Annotated in this window: 11 protein-coding genes; 6 read left to right on the forward strand and 5 right to left on the reverse strand. The window is 69.7% G+C overall.

Annotated features, from left to right (window positions below; all coding sequences use genetic code 11):
• The first annotated feature begins 9 nt into the window (after window positions 1-9).
• The 3 genes from AACZ75_RS10985 to AACZ75_RS10995 all read left to right on the forward strand — a co-directional run bounded on the left by AACZ75_RS10985 (window position 10) and on the right by AACZ75_RS10995 (window position 1,438).
• Entirely contained in the window at window positions 10-435 is a 426-nt protein-coding gene (locus AACZ75_RS10985) for a cupin domain-containing protein (protein ID WP_339872898.1), read from the forward strand.
• Between the two features lie 99 nt (window positions 436-534).
• On the forward strand, window positions 535-954 hold the full coding sequence (locus AACZ75_RS10990; RefSeq protein ID WP_339872899.1) for a cupin domain-containing protein: 420 nt from the start codon (window positions 535-537) through the stop codon (window positions 952-954).
• 58 nt (window positions 955-1,012) lie between these two features.
• Window positions 1,013-1,438, forward strand: a complete 426-nt coding sequence (locus AACZ75_RS10995) for a DUF1801 domain-containing protein (RefSeq protein WP_339872900.1) — start codon at window positions 1,013-1,015, stop codon at window positions 1,436-1,438.
• Window positions 1,439-1,477: 39 nt separating this feature from the next.
• Here the strand turns inward: AACZ75_RS10995 and AACZ75_RS11000 are convergent, their stop codons facing one another.
• A complete protein-coding gene (locus AACZ75_RS11000) occupies window positions 1,478-3,706 on the reverse strand; it encodes a DEAD/DEAH box helicase (protein ID WP_339872901.1) in 2,229 nt (742 codons plus the stop codon).
• 195 nt (window positions 3,707-3,901) lie between these two features.
• Between AACZ75_RS11000 and AACZ75_RS11005 the strand changes: the two genes are divergently transcribed.
• Both AACZ75_RS11005 and AACZ75_RS11010 read left to right on the forward strand, forming a co-directional pair.
• The gene (locus tag AACZ75_RS11005; RefSeq protein WP_339872902.1) at window positions 3,902-6,196 is read left to right on the forward strand and encodes a pre-peptidase C-terminal domain-containing protein; all 2,295 of its coding nucleotides are present in this window, start codon (window positions 3,902-3,904) and stop codon (window positions 6,194-6,196) included.
• A 107-nt stretch (window positions 6,197-6,303) separates the two neighbouring features.
• The gene (locus AACZ75_RS11010) at window positions 6,304-8,865 is read left to right on the forward strand and encodes a cation-translocating P-type ATPase (protein ID WP_339872903.1); all 2,562 of its coding nucleotides are present in this window, start codon (window positions 6,304-6,306) and stop codon (window positions 8,863-8,865) included.
• A 69-nt stretch (window positions 8,866-8,934) separates the two neighbouring features.
• Here the strand turns inward: AACZ75_RS11010 and AACZ75_RS11015 are convergent, their stop codons facing one another.
• On the reverse strand, window positions 8,935-9,330 hold the full coding sequence (locus tag AACZ75_RS11015) for a ribonucleotide reductase subunit alpha (protein ID WP_339872904.1): 396 nt from the start codon (window positions 9,328-9,330) through the stop codon (window positions 8,935-8,937).
• A gap of 347 nt (window positions 9,331-9,677) precedes the next feature.
• Between AACZ75_RS11015 and AACZ75_RS11020 the strand changes: the two genes are divergently transcribed.
• Complete coding sequence (locus AACZ75_RS11020) at window positions 9,678-11,201, forward strand: integrase arm-type DNA-binding domain-containing protein (RefSeq protein ID WP_339872905.1); 1,524 nt, start codon at window positions 9,678-9,680, stop codon at window positions 11,199-11,201.
• 287 nt (window positions 11,202-11,488) lie between these two features.
• On the opposite strand, the gene AACZ75_RS11025 is transcribed toward AACZ75_RS11020, so the two are convergent.
• The 3 genes from AACZ75_RS11025 to AACZ75_RS11035 are packed head-to-tail and all read right to left on the reverse strand — an operon-like array spanning window position 11,489 to window position 14,912.
• Window positions 11,489-11,671, reverse strand: coding sequence for a hypothetical protein (locus AACZ75_RS11025; protein WP_339872906.1), 183 nt, complete (start codon window positions 11,669-11,671; stop codon window positions 11,489-11,491).
• Entirely contained in the window at window positions 11,668-12,852 is a 1,185-nt protein-coding gene (locus AACZ75_RS11030) for a PepSY domain-containing protein (protein WP_339872907.1), read from the reverse strand. Before AACZ75_RS11030 ends, AACZ75_RS11025 begins: the two co-directional genes overlap by 4 nt.
• Entirely contained in the window at window positions 12,762-14,912 is a 2,151-nt protein-coding gene (locus tag AACZ75_RS11035) for a TonB-dependent siderophore receptor (RefSeq protein ID WP_339872908.1), read from the reverse strand. Before AACZ75_RS11035 ends, AACZ75_RS11030 begins: the two co-directional genes overlap by 91 nt.
• Between the last annotated feature and the right edge of the window lie 209 nt (window positions 14,913-15,121).

The raw sequence follows: 15,121 nt of genomic DNA on the forward strand, positions 1-15,121 counted from the left end.
GTATTCCTCATGACCGCTGACGAGATCATCCGCCTTCTCGACCTCAGGCCCCATCCCGAGGGCGGCCATTATCGCGAGACCTTTCGTGATCCCCGGCAGGTCGACGGGCGGGCGGCGTCGACGGCGATCCTGTTCCTGCTGAAGGCGGGCGAGCGGTCGCACTGGCACCGGGTCGATGCGGTCGAGATCTGGCATTTCCACGCCGGGGCCCCTCTGGCCCTGAGCGTCGAGGGGCAGGGCGTGATCATCCTCGGCACCGATCTGGCGGCCGGCCAGACGCCGCAGGGTGTCGTGCCGACCGGCGTGTGGCAGGCGGCGCAGAGCCGGGGCGACTGGACCCTGGTCGGCTGTACCGTGGCCCCGGGCTTCGACTTCGCCGGCTTTGAACTGGCCCCGCCGGGCTGGACCCCGGAGGGGTGGTCGCCCGCGCACTGACGTCGTCGCTCCGGGCTGCGCCGCGCCGACGAGGACCGGCTGTGTCCGGGTGACGCCCGCGCTAGGGTGCCCGCAAGCCACCCGGACCCGATTCGACCCATGATGACCGCCGCCGAAATCATCGCCCTGCTCGAGCTTCAGCCGCTGGAGGGGGGCGGGCATCATCGCGAGATCTTCCGCGATCCCCGTGAGGTCGACGGGCAGTCGATGGGGGTGACCGCCTATCTGCTGCTGGCGGCGGGCGAGGTGTCGACCTGGCACCGGGTCGCGGCGACCGAGCTCTGGCAGTATTACGACGGTGCGCCGCTGGAGATGCAGATCGCCGGGGCGGTGACCGTCACCGCCACCGTCGGCCCCGGCCTGACCGGTGACCAGCAGCCGCAGCTGGCGACGCCGGCCGGGGCCTGGCGCACGGCGCGCAGTCTCGGCCCCTGGACCCTGATCGGCACCACGGTCGCGCCGGGACTGAACCTGGGCGGCGGTTTCGAGCTGGCCCCCGACGACTGGTCGCCGGTCTGAACGGTTCCCCTGCGCGGTGATCGGCGTCACACTGCGGTCCAGCGAACTCGGAGCCCGCATGGCTGACGCCCCCAAGACCCTGCCGACCGAGGCCAGCGTGGCCGACTTCATCGCCGCTGTGCCCGACGCGCGCCGTCGCGCCGAGGCGGACACGGTCTGTCGCATGCTGGAAGAGGTCAGCGGCCATCCCCCGGTGATGTGGGGCCCGTCGATCGTCGGCTTCGGCCGCTATCAGTACGTCTATGCCAGCGGACGTGAGGGGATCTGGCCGATCATCGGCTTCTCGCCGCGCAAGACGGCCCTGACCCTCTACATCATGGCCGGGTTCGAGGCGGCACGGCCGGATCTGATGGCACGCCTGGGGCCGGTCAAGACCAGTGTGTCCTGCCTCTACATCCCGCGCCTCGACAAGGTGGACGTCGACGCCCTGCGGGACCTGTGTGTCTGGGATGTCGAGACGATGCGCGATCGCTATCCGGCCTGACCGAGCCGACCCCGGATCACCGGGGCCGGACCGACGTCATCAGCTGCGCGGGGTCTTGCCCTTGTAGGGCTTTGCCGGCGGCTTGCCGCGGGCGTCCTTGGGGGCCCAGGGACGGTCGCCGCCCTTGGGCTTGCCCTTCCAGGCCTGATCCCCGGCGGCGGCCGGTGCGGCCGCGTCGGATTTCGGGGCCCAGGCCTTCTTCTCGCCGGACGGCGCGGGCTTGCCGCCGTCGGTTTTCTTGACCCAGGGCTTCTTCTCGGCCGCGCCCATGTCGACGCGACCGGCCCAGGGTTGTTTCTCGCCCGTGGCCGCAGCCTCGCGCTTGACCCAGGGTTTCTTCTCGCCGTCGGCCGGAGCCTCACGCTTGACCCAGGGCTTCTTCTCGCCGGTCGGGGCGGCATTGTCGCGTTTGACCCAGGGCTTCTTCTCGCCATCGGCGGGAGCCTCGCGCTTGACCCAGGGCTTTTTCTCACCGGCCGGGGCGGCACTGTCGCGTTTGACCCACGGCTTCTTCTCACCGTCGGCCGGGGCCTCGCGCTTGACCCAGGGCTTCTTCTCGCCGCCCTCGGACCGGCCTTCGTAAGGCTTGCCGCCCGGACGCGGACGCCGCTCGGCCGGCTCGCGCGGGCCGGGGGCCACGGCGGAGTCGATCTTGACCCCGTCCTCGAGGCCGGTGGCGATGGCGGCGAGGAATTTGGCCTCGGCCTCCTTGGTGATCTCGAACTTGGTCTCGCGATCGAAGATGCGGATCGAGCCGATGTCGCGCTTGGTCACATGACCCAGGCGGCAGATGGTCGGCATCAGCCATTTCGGATCGGCGTTCTTGTCGCGGCCGACATTGATGCGGAACCAGCTCATGTCGCCGCCGCGGGCGAAGTCGGTATAGGGCATGTCCGGCTGGCCCTTGTCGTTGACCCCGGCCTTCTGCTGACGCTTCATCCGCTCGTCGTCATAGACGTCTTCCGGGGCCGGCAGCTTCTGCTGGTACAGGCGGATCAGGGCGGCGGCGATCTGCTCGGGCGAGCTGGTCTCCAGCAGCTGCCTGCCCAGGGCCAGCATGGATTCGTCCTCGACCGGGGCGATCAGCACCGGATCGGCCAGCATGCGCTCGCGGTCCTTGGCGACGATCATCTCGGCACTGGGCGGGCCCGACCATTCGGCCGTGATCGAGGCCGAGTTCAGCATGATCTCGACCTTGCGGCGGCGCGTGTAGCTGACCAGCAGGACGGAGACGCCCTTCTTGCCGGCGCGACCGGTGCGGCCCGAACGGTGCAGCAGGCCGGCCTTGTTGACCGGGATCTCGGCATGGATGACCAGACCCAGATCGGGCAGGTCCAGACCGCGGGCGGCGACGTCGGTGGCGACGCAGACGCGGGCATGGCCGTCACGCAGGGCCTGCAGGGCCTCGGAGCGCTGGCTCTGGGTCAGTTCGCCGGACAGGCCGACGACCGAGAAGCCGCGCTCGCGCAGGGACGAGGTCAGGTGTTTGACGCGCTCGCGGGTGTTGGCGAACACCAGGGCCCCGGGGGCCTCGAAATAGCGCAGCACATTGACGACCGCGAGTTCGACCTCGTTGGGGGCGACGCGGATGGCCTTGTATTCGATGTCGGCGTGCGAGGCGTTGCCCGCGACCGTGTCGATGCGCAGCGCGTCCTTCTGATAGGTCTTGGCCAGCTGCACGATGTCGCGCGCCAGGGTGGCCGAGAACATCAGGGTCCGGCGCTCGGCCGGGGCGGTCTCGAGGATGAAGGTCAGGTCCTCGTGGAAGCCCATGTCGAGCATCTCGTCGGCCTCATCCAGCACGACGGCCTTCAGGGTGGTCAGGTCCAGCGATCCGCGCTCGAGGTGATCACGCAGGCGGCCGGGCGTGCCGACGACGATGTGGCAGCCGCGGTTCAGCGCCTGGCGTTCGACCTTGGGGTCCATGCCGCCGACGCAGGAGACGATGCGCGCGCCGGTCTGGGCGTACAGCCACTGCAGCTCGTTGGAGACCTGCAGGGCCAGTTCGCGGGTCGGGGCGATGACCAGGGCGACCGGCGCGCCGTATTCGGTGAACCGGTCGGCCCCGCCCAGCAGGGTGTGGGCCAGGGCGAGGCCGAAGGCGACGGTCTTGCCCGAGCCGGTCTGGGCCGAGACCAGCAGGTCGCGGCCGCTGCCGTCCGTGTTGGGCGCGGCCTCCAGAACGGCGGACTGGACAGGTGTGGGCTCGGCATAGCCGCGTTCGGCAAGGGCGCGATCGAGGGCGGGGTGGCTGGCGGGGAAGGGCATACAGATTCCGTAGGGCGCCGGGGCGACAGGGGCCAGCCACAGGGCGGGCGTACAGGGGGCGCGGGGGCGGCCATGTGCGGCATGAACAAGGCCGAATGGTGGTGCGGGCGACTCCTGTCGGTCGATTCCTGTTATTTGAGGGTTAATCGTAGCGGCCAAGCTTTGGGTCCCGGCCAGATTTCTCACGGGGGTAGCATGTTCAGGATCATTCTCTTCGCCGGTTCGGCCCTGGCCGTCATGGTCTCGCCCGTCCCGGCCCTGGCGCAGCAGCCGTTGCGCCTGGGCAGTGAGGTGACGGGGACCCTGCGGGAGGGCGATGACCGGCTGGACAGCGGGGAATACCGGGACCTCTACGAATTCCGGGGCCGGGCCGGACAGCAGATCGGCCTGCGCCTGACCTCTGACGATTTCGATCCCTATCTGATGGTGCGCGGCCCGGGCGATTTCTCCGAGGACAACGACGACGCCTCGGAGTCGGACCGCGGTGCCCTGCTGAACCTGCGCCTGCCGGCGGACGGTGCCTACAGCATCTCGGCGACCAGCTACCAGGGCGGCGAGCAGGGGACCTATCGGCTGAGCCTGATCGGCGGGGCCATCGCCGTGCCGCGGACGGACGTGACGCAGCCGACCGGGGGCGTGCTGGGCACCGGGTCGACCCGCGGTGAGCTGGCGCGGGGCGACCAGACCCTGACCGGCGGGGAATTCGTCGATCGCTATACCCTGCCGGTGCGGCGGGGGCAGCGCTATGAGCTGACGCTCAGGGCCGAGGGCTTCGACCCCTATCTGCTGGTGCGCGGCCCCGGGGGGCTGAGCGAGGACAATGACGACGATCCGGCCCGGCGCGGCACGCGCGACAGCCGCATCCGCTTCACCGCCCCGGCTGACGGTGAGGCCACGGTAGCGGCGACCAGCTATGCCGCCGGCGAGACCGGCCCCTATGTGCTGAGCCTCGACGGGCGCGGGTCCCGGCCGCCGGTGGCGCAGGCCGGTCCGGAGGTCGAGACCCTGCGCCTGGGCGAGACCCGCGAAGGCTGGCTGAGCCCGTCGGATCGCTCGCTGGAGAGCGGTGAGTATACCAACAGCTTCGTCTTCGAGGGGCGGCGCGGTCAGCGGCTGGACCTGCGTCTGGCCTCGGGCGATTTCGACCCCTACCTGGCGATCAGCGGCCCCGAGGATTTCTCGGCCTTCAACGACGACGCCGACGGGGGCACGGACAGCCGGCTGCGGGTGACCCTGCCGGTCGATGGACCGTATCTGATCACGGCCACCAGCTATGCGGCCCGGGAGACGGGGGCCTATCGGCTGTCGGTGCGGGCCGACACCGGGCCGGGGCGGGCCGAGCCGGCGTCGCGCGCCGATGAGCGGGCAGGCGCGGGCGGCCGGATCGCCGTCGGCCAGACCGTCGCCGGCACCCTGGGCAGCGGCGACGAGACCCTGGACAGCGGCGAATATGTCGACACCTACCGCTTCACCGGTCGACGCGGACAACGGGTGGCGGTCGAACTGACCTCCTCGGCCTTCGACGCCTATACCATCCTGCGCACCCCCTCGGGCGAGCAGCGCGAGAATGACGACGGCCAGGACGGCACCGACAGCCGGCTGGACACGGTCCTGGCCGAGGACGGTGACTATCAGGTGATGGTCACCTCCTATGCGCCGGGCGAGACGGGATCCTACCGGTTCAGCGTCCGGCCCAGCCTGGGATCGCCGCGTCAGGCGGCGGTGCAGTCCGGGGCCCGGGTGTTCGCGATCATGGTCGGGGTCTCCGACTACGGCGGGGTCCAGAACAATCTGTCCTACACCGACGAGGACGCCATCAAATTGTCCGAGGCCCTGCAGCGGGAAGGGGTGCTGAACAGCGCCAGCGTCGTCCTGACCAATGCCCAGGCCACGGTCGGCGGCGTCCGCGACGCCTTCGCCCGCGTCGCGGCCCAGGCCGGTCCCGACGACATGTTCCTGTTCTTCTTCTCGGGTCACGGCGACCAGAGCGACACTCCGGTCAGCGGCCTCGAGCCGGACGGTCGCAGCGAATCCATCGTGCTGCGTGACGGCCGGATCGACGACGTCGAGATGTCGCGCCTGTTCGGCAGCCTGAACACGCGACTGGCCCTGCTGGTGCTGGACTCCTGCTATTCAGGCGGCTTCGCGCGCAATGTCGTGGACCGGCCGGGCGTCATGGGCCTGTTCAGTTCGGAAGAGGACCTGACCAGCGCCGTGGCCGACAAATTCCGCGCCGGCGGCTATCTGTCCCACTTCCTGCGCACCGGCATGGCCGGCGCGGCCGACGGCGACGGCGACCGTCTGGTCACGGCCGGGGAACTGGCCACCTATCTGCGCCGCCAGTTCCGCACCGAGGTCGAGAGCGTCGAGGCCGAAACCGCCGACGGCCAGCGCAACTACCAGAACCTGGTCATCGATCGGGGCGGCGTCCAGGTCGATGACGTCATCCTGCGGCTGGCGTCGGCGGGCCGTGCGGTCGGCGCGCGCTGAGACGACGGACCGGCCTTGATACAGGTCATGGCCGGGCCCGGCGCGGATCGGGCATGGCATGACGGGCGGGACCGGATGGCCGGGCCTGACCGGTTTCGGCGGCGTGAATGACCCTGGACAGCCTGCGCGGACTGGATGAGGCCGAGGCGGCGCGGCGGCTGATCGCGGCCGGTCCCAATGCCCTGCCGGCGAAGGCCCGGCGTGGCGTGCTGCGCATCGCCGGCGAAACCCTGCGCGAGCCGATGTTCCTGCTGCTGGTCGGGGCCGCCGTTCTGTATCTGCTGCTCGGAGACCTGGGCGAGGGCCTGTTCCTGGTGGCCGGGGCCCTGGCCTCGATCGGCCTGGTGGTGGCCCAGGAGTCCCGCAGCGAGCGCGCCCTTCAGGCCCTGCAGGCCCTCGGGCAACCGCTGGCGCGGGTGATCCGCGCGGGCCGTGAGGGCACGATTCCGGCGCGTGACCTGGTGCCGGGCGATCTGCTGCTGATCGGCGAGGGCGACCGGGTCCCGGCCGACGCCTGGCTGATCGGCGGCGACGTCCTGGCCGTCGACGAGTCGACGCTGACCGGGGAGTCGGCCGCGGTGTCGAAACCTCCCGCCGATGCCGGGCCGCCCGCGGGTGAGGATCCGGAGCCGGGGGCACAGACCGGACCCTGGCTGTTTTCGGGAACCCTGGTGGTGCGCGGCCAGGGGGTTGCCCGGGTGACCCGGACCGGGGCCGGCTCGGCGCTCGGCCGGATCGGGGCGTCGCTGGCGGGGATCGTCCGGACCCCGACCCCGTTGCAGCAGGCGGCGGGCCGTCTGGTGGGGCTGCTGGGCGGTCTGGCCCTCGGTTTCTGCCTGATCGTGACCCTGGCCTATGGCCTGGTCCGGGGGGACTGGATCAGCGGAATTCTGGCCGGAATCACCCTGGCGATCGCCCTGATTCCCGAAGAGGTGCCGATGGTCCTCGTCGTCTTTCTCGCCCTGGGCGGCTGGCGGCTGGCGCGCCGCCAGGTGCTGGCGCGGCGCGGCGCGGTGATCGAGACCCTGGGCGGGGCCACCGTCCTGTGTGTCGACAAGACGGGCACCCTGACCGAGAACCGGATGCAGGTGTCGCGTCTGTGGGCCGCCGGCACCGATACGGTGATCCCGGGCCCGATGCCGGCCGGCGATCCCGCCGCCGCCCTGGTCCGGCTGGCGGCCCTGGCCTCGGCGGTGCGCCCGGTCGATCCGATGGACCGCGCTGTTCGCGCCCTGGCCGCGGACATCCGGGGCGGGGCGGACGGTCTCGGCGGCGACGCCCCGGATCGAATCTGGCCGCTGCGCCCGGACCGGATGGCCGTCATCCAGGCCTGGCCCCGTCCGGACGGGACGGGTCTGGCGGCGGCCAAGGGGGCCCCCGAGGCCATCTTCGCCCTGTGCCGGCTCGAGGCCGCGGCGATCGCCCCCCTGCAGGCCGTGGTCGAACGCTATGCCGCCGCCGGGCTGCGGGTGCTGGCCGTGGCCTCGGCCCCGGTGGCGGCGATTGCCCCGGCGGACCCGGCCGGGCTGGACTTTACCCTTGCGGGGCTGGTCGGCTTCGTCGACCCGCTCCGGCCGGATGTTCCCGCTGCCCTGGCCGAGGCCCGCGCGGCCGGGATCGTCGTGGTGATGATCACCGGCGATCATCCGGCCACGGCCCTGGCGACGGCCCGGGCGGCCGGACTCGACACGACGGCCGGGGTGTTGGGCGGCGCCGAGGTCGCCGGCCTGTCCCGCGAGGCACTGGCGGCGCGGCTGCGCACCGTCCGGGTCTGTGCCCGCATCCAGCCGGCGCAGAAATTGCGCATCGTCGAGGCCCTGAAGGCCGACGGTCAGGTGGTGGCCATGACCGGCGACGGGGTCAATGACGCCCCGGCGCTGGAGGCGGCCCATATCAGTATCGCCATGGGGGTGAAGGGCACGGACGTGGCCCGCGAGGCGGCGGACCTGGTGCTGCTGGACGACAGTTTTACCTCCATTGTCGGCGGGGTGCGGCTGGGCCGCCGGATCTTCGCCAACCTGCGCCGGGCCCTGATCTATATCACCGCCATCCATGTGCCGATCGCCGGTCTGGCCCTCGGCCCGATCCTGTTCGGCCTGGCGTCGCTGCTGTTTCCCATGCATGTGGTGCTGATGGAGCTGGCCATCGATCCCCTGTGTGCCCTGGTGTTCGAGGCCGAGCCCGATGACGCGGCGGCGATGCGTCGGCCGCCGCGCCGCCGTGACGAGCCCCTGTTCGGTCCGGCGCAGCTGGCGCGGGCGGCGCTGCAGGGGCTCGGCGTCCTGATCGGGGTGCTCGGCCTCTATGTCTGGGCCCTGGGCGGTTGGCCGGAAGCCATGGCCCGCGGCGCGGCCTTCGCCGCCCTGGTGATCGGCAACCTGGGCCTGGCCCTGGCCGATGCGGCCGGATCCGGGCGGCTGTTCGCGCCGTATCGGCGGGCCTACTGGCTGATCGCGACGATCATCCTCGTTGTGCTGACCGGGGTGTTCACCGTCCCGGCCTTCGCCGCCGTATTCGGGGTGGCGCGGCCCGACGCGACCCTGCTGGTCGCGGCCCTGGTCACCGCCGTGATCGCCGCCGGCTGGATGCCGCTGGCGGACCGGGTGAAGCGGTGGCGGTTCGTCGATCCCGACCGGTCGACCGGTGTTGAGCGGCCCCCTTCGGTCTGAACAGGCCCCGCGACCGGGATGGCGGCGGCACCCGCCCCGGACAGCGCCGCCGGCCCTGACGTCAGCGCGTCAGGCGAGTTCGAGAAACGCGCCCTCGGGCCCGTAGGCCGCGTAGCCGCCGATCCGGCCGGTGCGCACGGCCTCGACCATGATCTGCAGGGCCGTCTCGACCTGCCCCTTGTCGGGGGCCAGTCCGCCGCGTCCCGACAGGCTGGCGGCGAACACCACGCTCCAGGGCGGACCGGCACGCTGTGACTCCGCCACCAGGGCCGCGAAATCGGCGAGGTCCGACGGGGCCTTGTCGACGCACATCAGCGGGGCCAGCGCCCCGCCCTTGCCGGCGTGGAACAGGCGCGCCTGCTCGGGCGTGGCCCTGTCGGGCAGTTCGGCCCCGGCGAAGACAAACAGCAGCCGTTGCGGCTCGGGCTGGGCGGCGGCGGCAGCCAGAAGCTGCGCGAAATGCATGTTACGGTCCATGCGCTGCGGCATACGCGAAAGCGCGCGCCCTGTCCTGCGACACCGTGAAGCTGTGGGAGGGGCGGCGACGGCGCGCCCGACCGACCTCGGAAGGAAATGGTGGATGCGACAGGGATTGAACCTGTGACCCCCTCGGTGTGAAGCGCCTCAAAGGCAATTTCAGGACATTTCATGGCTGTGCATAACTCGATAAGACACAGAAAAACCGGCATTTAATTTTTCAGCGTTTTTCTTGCTTTTTCGCGAAATTCTGCATTCGGTGCCCCACTGGCGCCCCAGAAAATGCTAGTTTGGGTGGCGTTTGATTTGCAGCGCAGGCGCGAGGAGAGCGCGTGGTGGCCCGCCTTCAACTTAGCACGGACCGCCAGATCGCGGGCCTGAAAGCCGCTGAAAAGGTCTACGAGATGTCCGTCGGCGACAGTCGCGGGCTCGGGGTTCGTGTCTTTCCTGGCGGGCTGAAGCAGTTCGAATTCCGCTATGTCGCCACCAACGGTACGCGACGGCGTCTCTGCCTCGGGGCCTATCCGGATCTGTCACTCGCCAAGGCGCGATCGAAGGCCGCTGCATTGCGGATATCGGTCGTCGACGGTGGCGATCCCGTCGCGGAGATGACCGCGGCCCGCGAGCGGGCGCGAACAGGCGAAACCCTCGATGAGCTGGCCGAGGCCTATTGGCAGGCGGCGACGGTTGGACTTCACGGGGGACGCCGCCGGCCCAAGCGAGAGGTCACCCTCAACCACGAACGCCAGACCTGGCGTAACCATATTCAACCGCGGCTGGGGTCACGACCGTTCACTGAGATCCGCCGCGCGGACATCAAGATATTCATGCGGACCCTGGTGACCGAGACCGGCATGGCGGCCGCCAGTGTGGCGTCGATTGGCTCCCTGCTTCACGCCGTTCTGGGCTTCGCGGTACTCGAGGAGCGGATCGAGGCCAATCCCGCGCTCGGTCTGGCCCGGCCGCTGGCGCTGACGCCGCGTGAACGGATGTTTGACGACGCGGCCCTGGGAACGCTCTGGGACGCGGCGTCGGAGGCGTCGGTGCCACGCGCCCCGGGAGAGAAGACGGCGGGCGTCCATGCGCGACTGGAGCCGGTCATGGGACTGGCGATCCAGCTGTTGATGCTGACCCTGACCCGCCGCACCGAGGTCGCCGGGGCCCTCAAGACCGAGTTCGACCGCGCCGCGAAAATCTGGACGATCCCGTCCGAGCGGGCCAAGGCCAGACATCAGCACGTCGTACCCCTCGGGGCCGATGCGCTCGAGATCCTGGAGGTGGCCTGGGCGCTTGATCCGGGCAGTCCATACCTGTTCCCGTCCGCCAGATCTCCGGGGCAGCATCTGGATCCGCACGCCATCACCCGTGCGTTCGCGCGGACCTGCACGCGCAGAAAACTGGCGGTGGGCTCACCCCACGACGTCAGACGGTCCGGCGCGACGACGCTCACGGGGCGTTACGGCGTCAGCCGCTTCGTGGTCGGGCTGGTGCTCGGACATACGCCCAATGAAGGGGCGGCGGTCACGAGTGTGTATGACCGCCACACCTATGTGCCGGAAAAGCGGACGGCCCTGGAGTTGTGGGCGAACCACCTCGTCAGGCCCGGGAAAGCCGTCGTGCCGACGCGCGAGGCTTTGTCGGTTGGTGCCGATACGCATGTCGACGAAGCCAAGGCGAGGGCATTGGCCCTGTGTCAGAAAGGAGAACTGCATGAGGCGGTGCTGTCGATCTGCATGGACCTGTCGAGCCATCCGGCCACGGCCAGTCCGCATCTGTCCATCCTTGGAAAAGCCGGACTTGAACTCGCGGCAGTTGGGTCGAGCGCACAGGTGGAAGACTGGGTTAAAGGCTTTCGGTAAACGATCAGACGTTCCGAGAATGGTGGACGGGCCGGCTCCCGGCTTGTCCGGCCCGTTCCCCATGAGTCTGGAGCCATCGGAGGGCCGGAGCCGAACCGGGATCACCATGCTCGGACGGCTTCGTCCTGATGAATCAGCCCTTTGATCAAAGCGGCGTTTTCGGGGGCGGGGGAGGGCGGCCAATGACCATCATTGACTCGTAGCGGCGATTCACAAAGTCCGCTTTGCGGCCGAATGCCAAATCCAGCTTTGGACGCGAAGCCGAGGCACGAGAAACAGCCGCGTTGCTACGTCCGGTGGCCAAGGCGGGCCCAAAGGATTGCACCGAAGCTCGTAACCAGCAGTCCGGTGCCGATCATATCCCAGACACCGTCGGCGAGGAGGGCCCCCACCAGACCGGTCAGGCTGAGCAAGGTCAGGGCCAGCGGCATCCGGAAGATGGTGCCGAGGCTGAGGTCTCGCCGGCTCATGACGCCCGCCGCCGTTTGGTCAGCCACAGGTAGAGGCCCGAGCCGAGGATGATGATGGTGGCCAGGTCCAGCAGGGCCCAGACGATCTTTAGCCCCAGACCGCCGTAGTCGCCGAAATGCAGCGGCTGGGACAGGGACAGGGCCTTCACATACCAGGGCGACGGGGCCACGGCGGCCAGGGCCCCGGTCCGCACGTCGATCAGGGCCGGGGTGGTCAGATGGGTCGTCAGCGGCGTGTCGCCGTGGAAGAAGACGGCATAGTGGTGGTCGGTCGAAAACTCGGTACCCGGGAAGGCGACGAACTGCAGGGTGCGGCCGGGCAGGGCGGCCCTGGCCCGGTCGACGGCGGCGTCCAGCGAGGCCCATTCGCCCGGGGCGGCGGGGGCGTCATGGGCGGCGGTCAGCTCCGCCAGGGCCGTGTCCTTCCAGTAGGCGAGGATGGGCGTCGCCAGGGTGTTGACCACCCCGGTGGTGCCGACGACCAGGACCCAGGCCACGGTGACGATGCCCAGCAGGTTGTGCCAGTCCAGCCAGCGGGTGCGGGCCGCCTTGTCCAGCCGCAGGGTGCCGAACGGCAGGCGGCGCATGAAGGGGGCATAGAGCACCACCCCGGACACCACCGCCACGATCAGCAGCAGGCCCATGGCCCCGAGGAACAGCATGCCGGCCAGGCCGAGGAACATGTCGGTATGCAGCTGCAGCAGGAATTCCAGCACCGGATGGCCGGCGACCAGTGGGGCCGCGTCGCCGCTGGTCTGGTCGATGGGCTGGAAGTTGTACTGGCCGGCGGGAGCGTCGGGCGCGCGGCTGGTGACGTTCACTACCGGCCGGTCCTCGTCGAAGCTCATGAAGGCGGGGACATCCCCCGGATGGCGCGACAGGGCCACGGCCAGCACCTGATCGAGGTCCAGACCCGCGCCGTTCGGATCGGCGGGGGCCCAGACCTCGTCCAGAAGGACGTGGTTCAACTCGTGGCTGAAAACCAGCGGCAGGCCGGTGATGCAGAGCATCAGCAGGAAGCCGGTCGCGACGAGGCTCGACCATTTATGGACCCAGGACCAGGCGCGGAGGGTGCGGGTCTTCATCCGGTTCAGAAGTCTGTCGACAGCGACAGCCTGAAGGTCCGCGGCGCGCCCAGGGTCAGATAGTTGGCCCCGGGATAGCCGCCGACGGCGACCCATTGGTCCTCATCCGCCAGGTTTTCGATGCGGGCGCGCAGGGTGACCGGCCGACCGGCGATGTCGGCGGCATAGCGGACGCCGGCGTCGAACCGGGTCCAGCTGTCCAGCTCGACCGTATTGGCGGCATTGACCGGCTGTTCGCCCGTATAGACGAGGCGACCCTCGAGGGTCAGCCCGGCCAACTGCGGCACGTCCCATTCGACGTTGAGATTGCCCTGCAGCTCCGGCGTGCCGATCGGGCGTTTGCCGTCCAGCGTGCCGCCGGCGGTGCGGGTCATCTCGGCATCCAGCCAGGTCCAGCCGCCCAGCAGGCGCAGGCCGTCGCGCGGTTCGCCGAAGAAGGCGATCTCGACGCCGCTGTTTTCCTGTTCGCCGTTGGCGGCGAAGACGTTGTTGTCGACATAGGCGCTGGGGAGGGTGGAGCGGAACAGGCTGATGCTACCGCCGAACCGGCCGAGATCATATTTCAGGCCGACCTCGACCTGTTCGCCGCGGAAGGGGGAGAGGGCCTCGCCGGCATTGGTGACCGGCACGCCGCCGCTGAGGGCGGGGGCGATCTGGCCGGGGATCAGGGCCTCGGCATAGTTGGCATAGAGGGAGATCTGGTCGATCGGCCTGTAGACCAAGGCGAACACCGGAGTGACCGCGTCGCCTGCATAGGCCGAGACCAGGGTGCCGCTGTTGTAGTCATAGGAGCGGGTCTCGATCTCCTGATAGCGGACACCGGCGGTGACGATCAGCCGGCCGTCCATGAAGCCCATCATGTCGGCCAGGGCGAGGCTGGCATTGTCGACGCGTTCGGTGACGTTCGGATTGGACAGGTCGCCGCCGGTGAAGAAATTCGCGGCCGGAGGCGCGACCGTGACCGGGGCGTACAGGTCGCTGGCGAAGCCGCCGAAATTGGAGAAGGCGTAGGCGTTGCGCGATTTCGACTGGACCTGGGAGGCGGAGGCCACGAGCCGGTGGCTGACCGGGCCGGTGGTCAGTTCGGCGCGGATGCCGACGTCACCCGACCAGACGATGTCTTCGCGCGCATTGTCGAACCGGTAGGCGCTGAGGGTGCCGTTCGGCTGGGCTGTGGGGTTGGCCAGCACATTGGCCTCCCGACCCTGGCGGCCGCCGAAGGCCGCCCAGGCCGAGACCCGGTCGCTGAGGTCGAACTCGCCGCGGGCGACGCCGAACAGCTGTTCCTCGTCGGTATAGGTCCAGGGCTGGGCGTAGTTGCCGTCGGCTGACGGCGCGGCCGGCACGGCCCCGGCCGGGGTCACGGACGGGCGCGGGGCATTGATGTGGTGATCCTGATATCCGAGGTCGGCCGAGAAGCGGGCGCGGTCGCCGCGGCGATCCAGCCCCAGGCCGATGGCGGTTAGCTGGCGATCCTCCCCCTTGATACCGGCCTCGCCGTCGCGGCGGGCGATGTTGAGGCGGCCGCCCCAGTCGCCATCGGCACCGAAGCGGCGCGCCAGGTCGGCGGCCAGATAGACTTCGCTCTCGCCGTCCACGCCCGCCGTCAGCCGGTTCAGCGGCGTGTTCGGGGCCCGTTTGGGGGTCAGGTTGAAGGCCCCGCCGACGCCGCTGCCACCGGGGGCCGCACCGTTCAGGAAGGCCGTCGCCCCGTGGAAGACCTCGACCCGCTCAAGGAATTCCGCCGCCACGAACTGGCGCGGCAGGATGCCGTAGAGGCCGTTGTACGTCATGTCGTCGGAGTAAACCGGGAAGCCGCGGATGACGTACAGCTCCTGGAAGTTGCCGAAGCCCTTGGAGACCCGCACGGCGGGATCGTTCTGCAGCACGTCGCCGACGCTGCGGGCCTGCTGGTTGCGGGCGAGATCTTCGGTGTAGCTGGTCGTGGCGAAGGGGGTGTCCATGGTGTTCAGCGCACCGAACAGGCCGACGCGCCCGCCTTGTGCGACCTGGCCCCCGGCATAGGGCGCGGTCAGGTTGACCTGCGAACCGGTTACGACAACCTCGTCGAGTTCGGTCGGGGTGATGTCTTGAGCCATGACCGGGCTGGCCAGCGCCATGGCGCAACACGAGGCGAGCAAGACAGGGCGGATCATGGGCGGAGGCCTTCTGCGAATGAGAACGCGTCGCAATATAGGTGTCAGACAAAGTCTGCAAGAGAAGGCAACGTGACGTTCGAGCAGGTGAGGATTTGAAACGGCGATGCGCTTGACGATCAGAAAGGGCCGCGTCTCCCGCCCAGGGTGATGGCACTTACTGGCGCATCCTCAGATTTCGCCAATTTGGTGAGTATTGAGGCAGTCTG

This window comes from uncultured Brevundimonas sp. (assembly GCF_963975535.1).
Lineage (GTDB): Bacteria > Pseudomonadota > Alphaproteobacteria > Caulobacterales > Caulobacteraceae > Brevundimonas.

Coding starts and splice junctions, on each gene's coding strand:
- AACZ75_RS10985 (WP_339872898.1), top strand. CDS start 10: ATGACCGCTGACGAGATCATCCGCCTTCTCGACCTCAGGCCCCATCCC.
- AACZ75_RS10990 (WP_339872899.1), top strand. CDS start 535: ATGATGACCGCCGCCGAAATCATCGCCCTGCTCGAGCTTCAGCCGCTG.
- AACZ75_RS10995 (WP_339872900.1), top strand. CDS start 1,013: ATGGCTGACGCCCCCAAGACCCTGCCGACCGAGGCCAGCGTGGCCGAC.
- AACZ75_RS11000 (WP_339872901.1), bottom strand. CDS start 3,706: ATGCCCTTCCCCGCCAGCCACCCCGCCCTCGATCGCGCCCTTGCCGAA.
- AACZ75_RS11005 (WP_339872902.1), top strand. CDS start 3,902: ATGTTCAGGATCATTCTCTTCGCCGGTTCGGCCCTGGCCGTCATGGTC.
- AACZ75_RS11010 (WP_339872903.1), top strand. CDS start 6,304: ATGACCCTGGACAGCCTGCGCGGACTGGATGAGGCCGAGGCGGCGCGG.
- AACZ75_RS11015 (WP_339872904.1), bottom strand. CDS start 9,330: ATGCATTTCGCGCAGCTTCTGGCTGCCGCCGCCGCCCAGCCCGAGCCG.
- AACZ75_RS11025 (WP_339872906.1), bottom strand. CDS start 11,671: ATGAGCCGGCGAGACCTCAGCCTCGGCACCATCTTCCGGATGCCGCTG.
- AACZ75_RS11030 (WP_339872907.1), bottom strand. CDS start 12,852: ATGGGTCGCCGTCGGCGGCTATCCCGGGGCCAACTATCTGACCCTGGG.
- AACZ75_RS11035 (WP_339872908.1), bottom strand. CDS start 14,912: ATGATCCGCCCTGTCTTGCTCGCCTCGTGTTGCGCCATGGCGCTGGCC.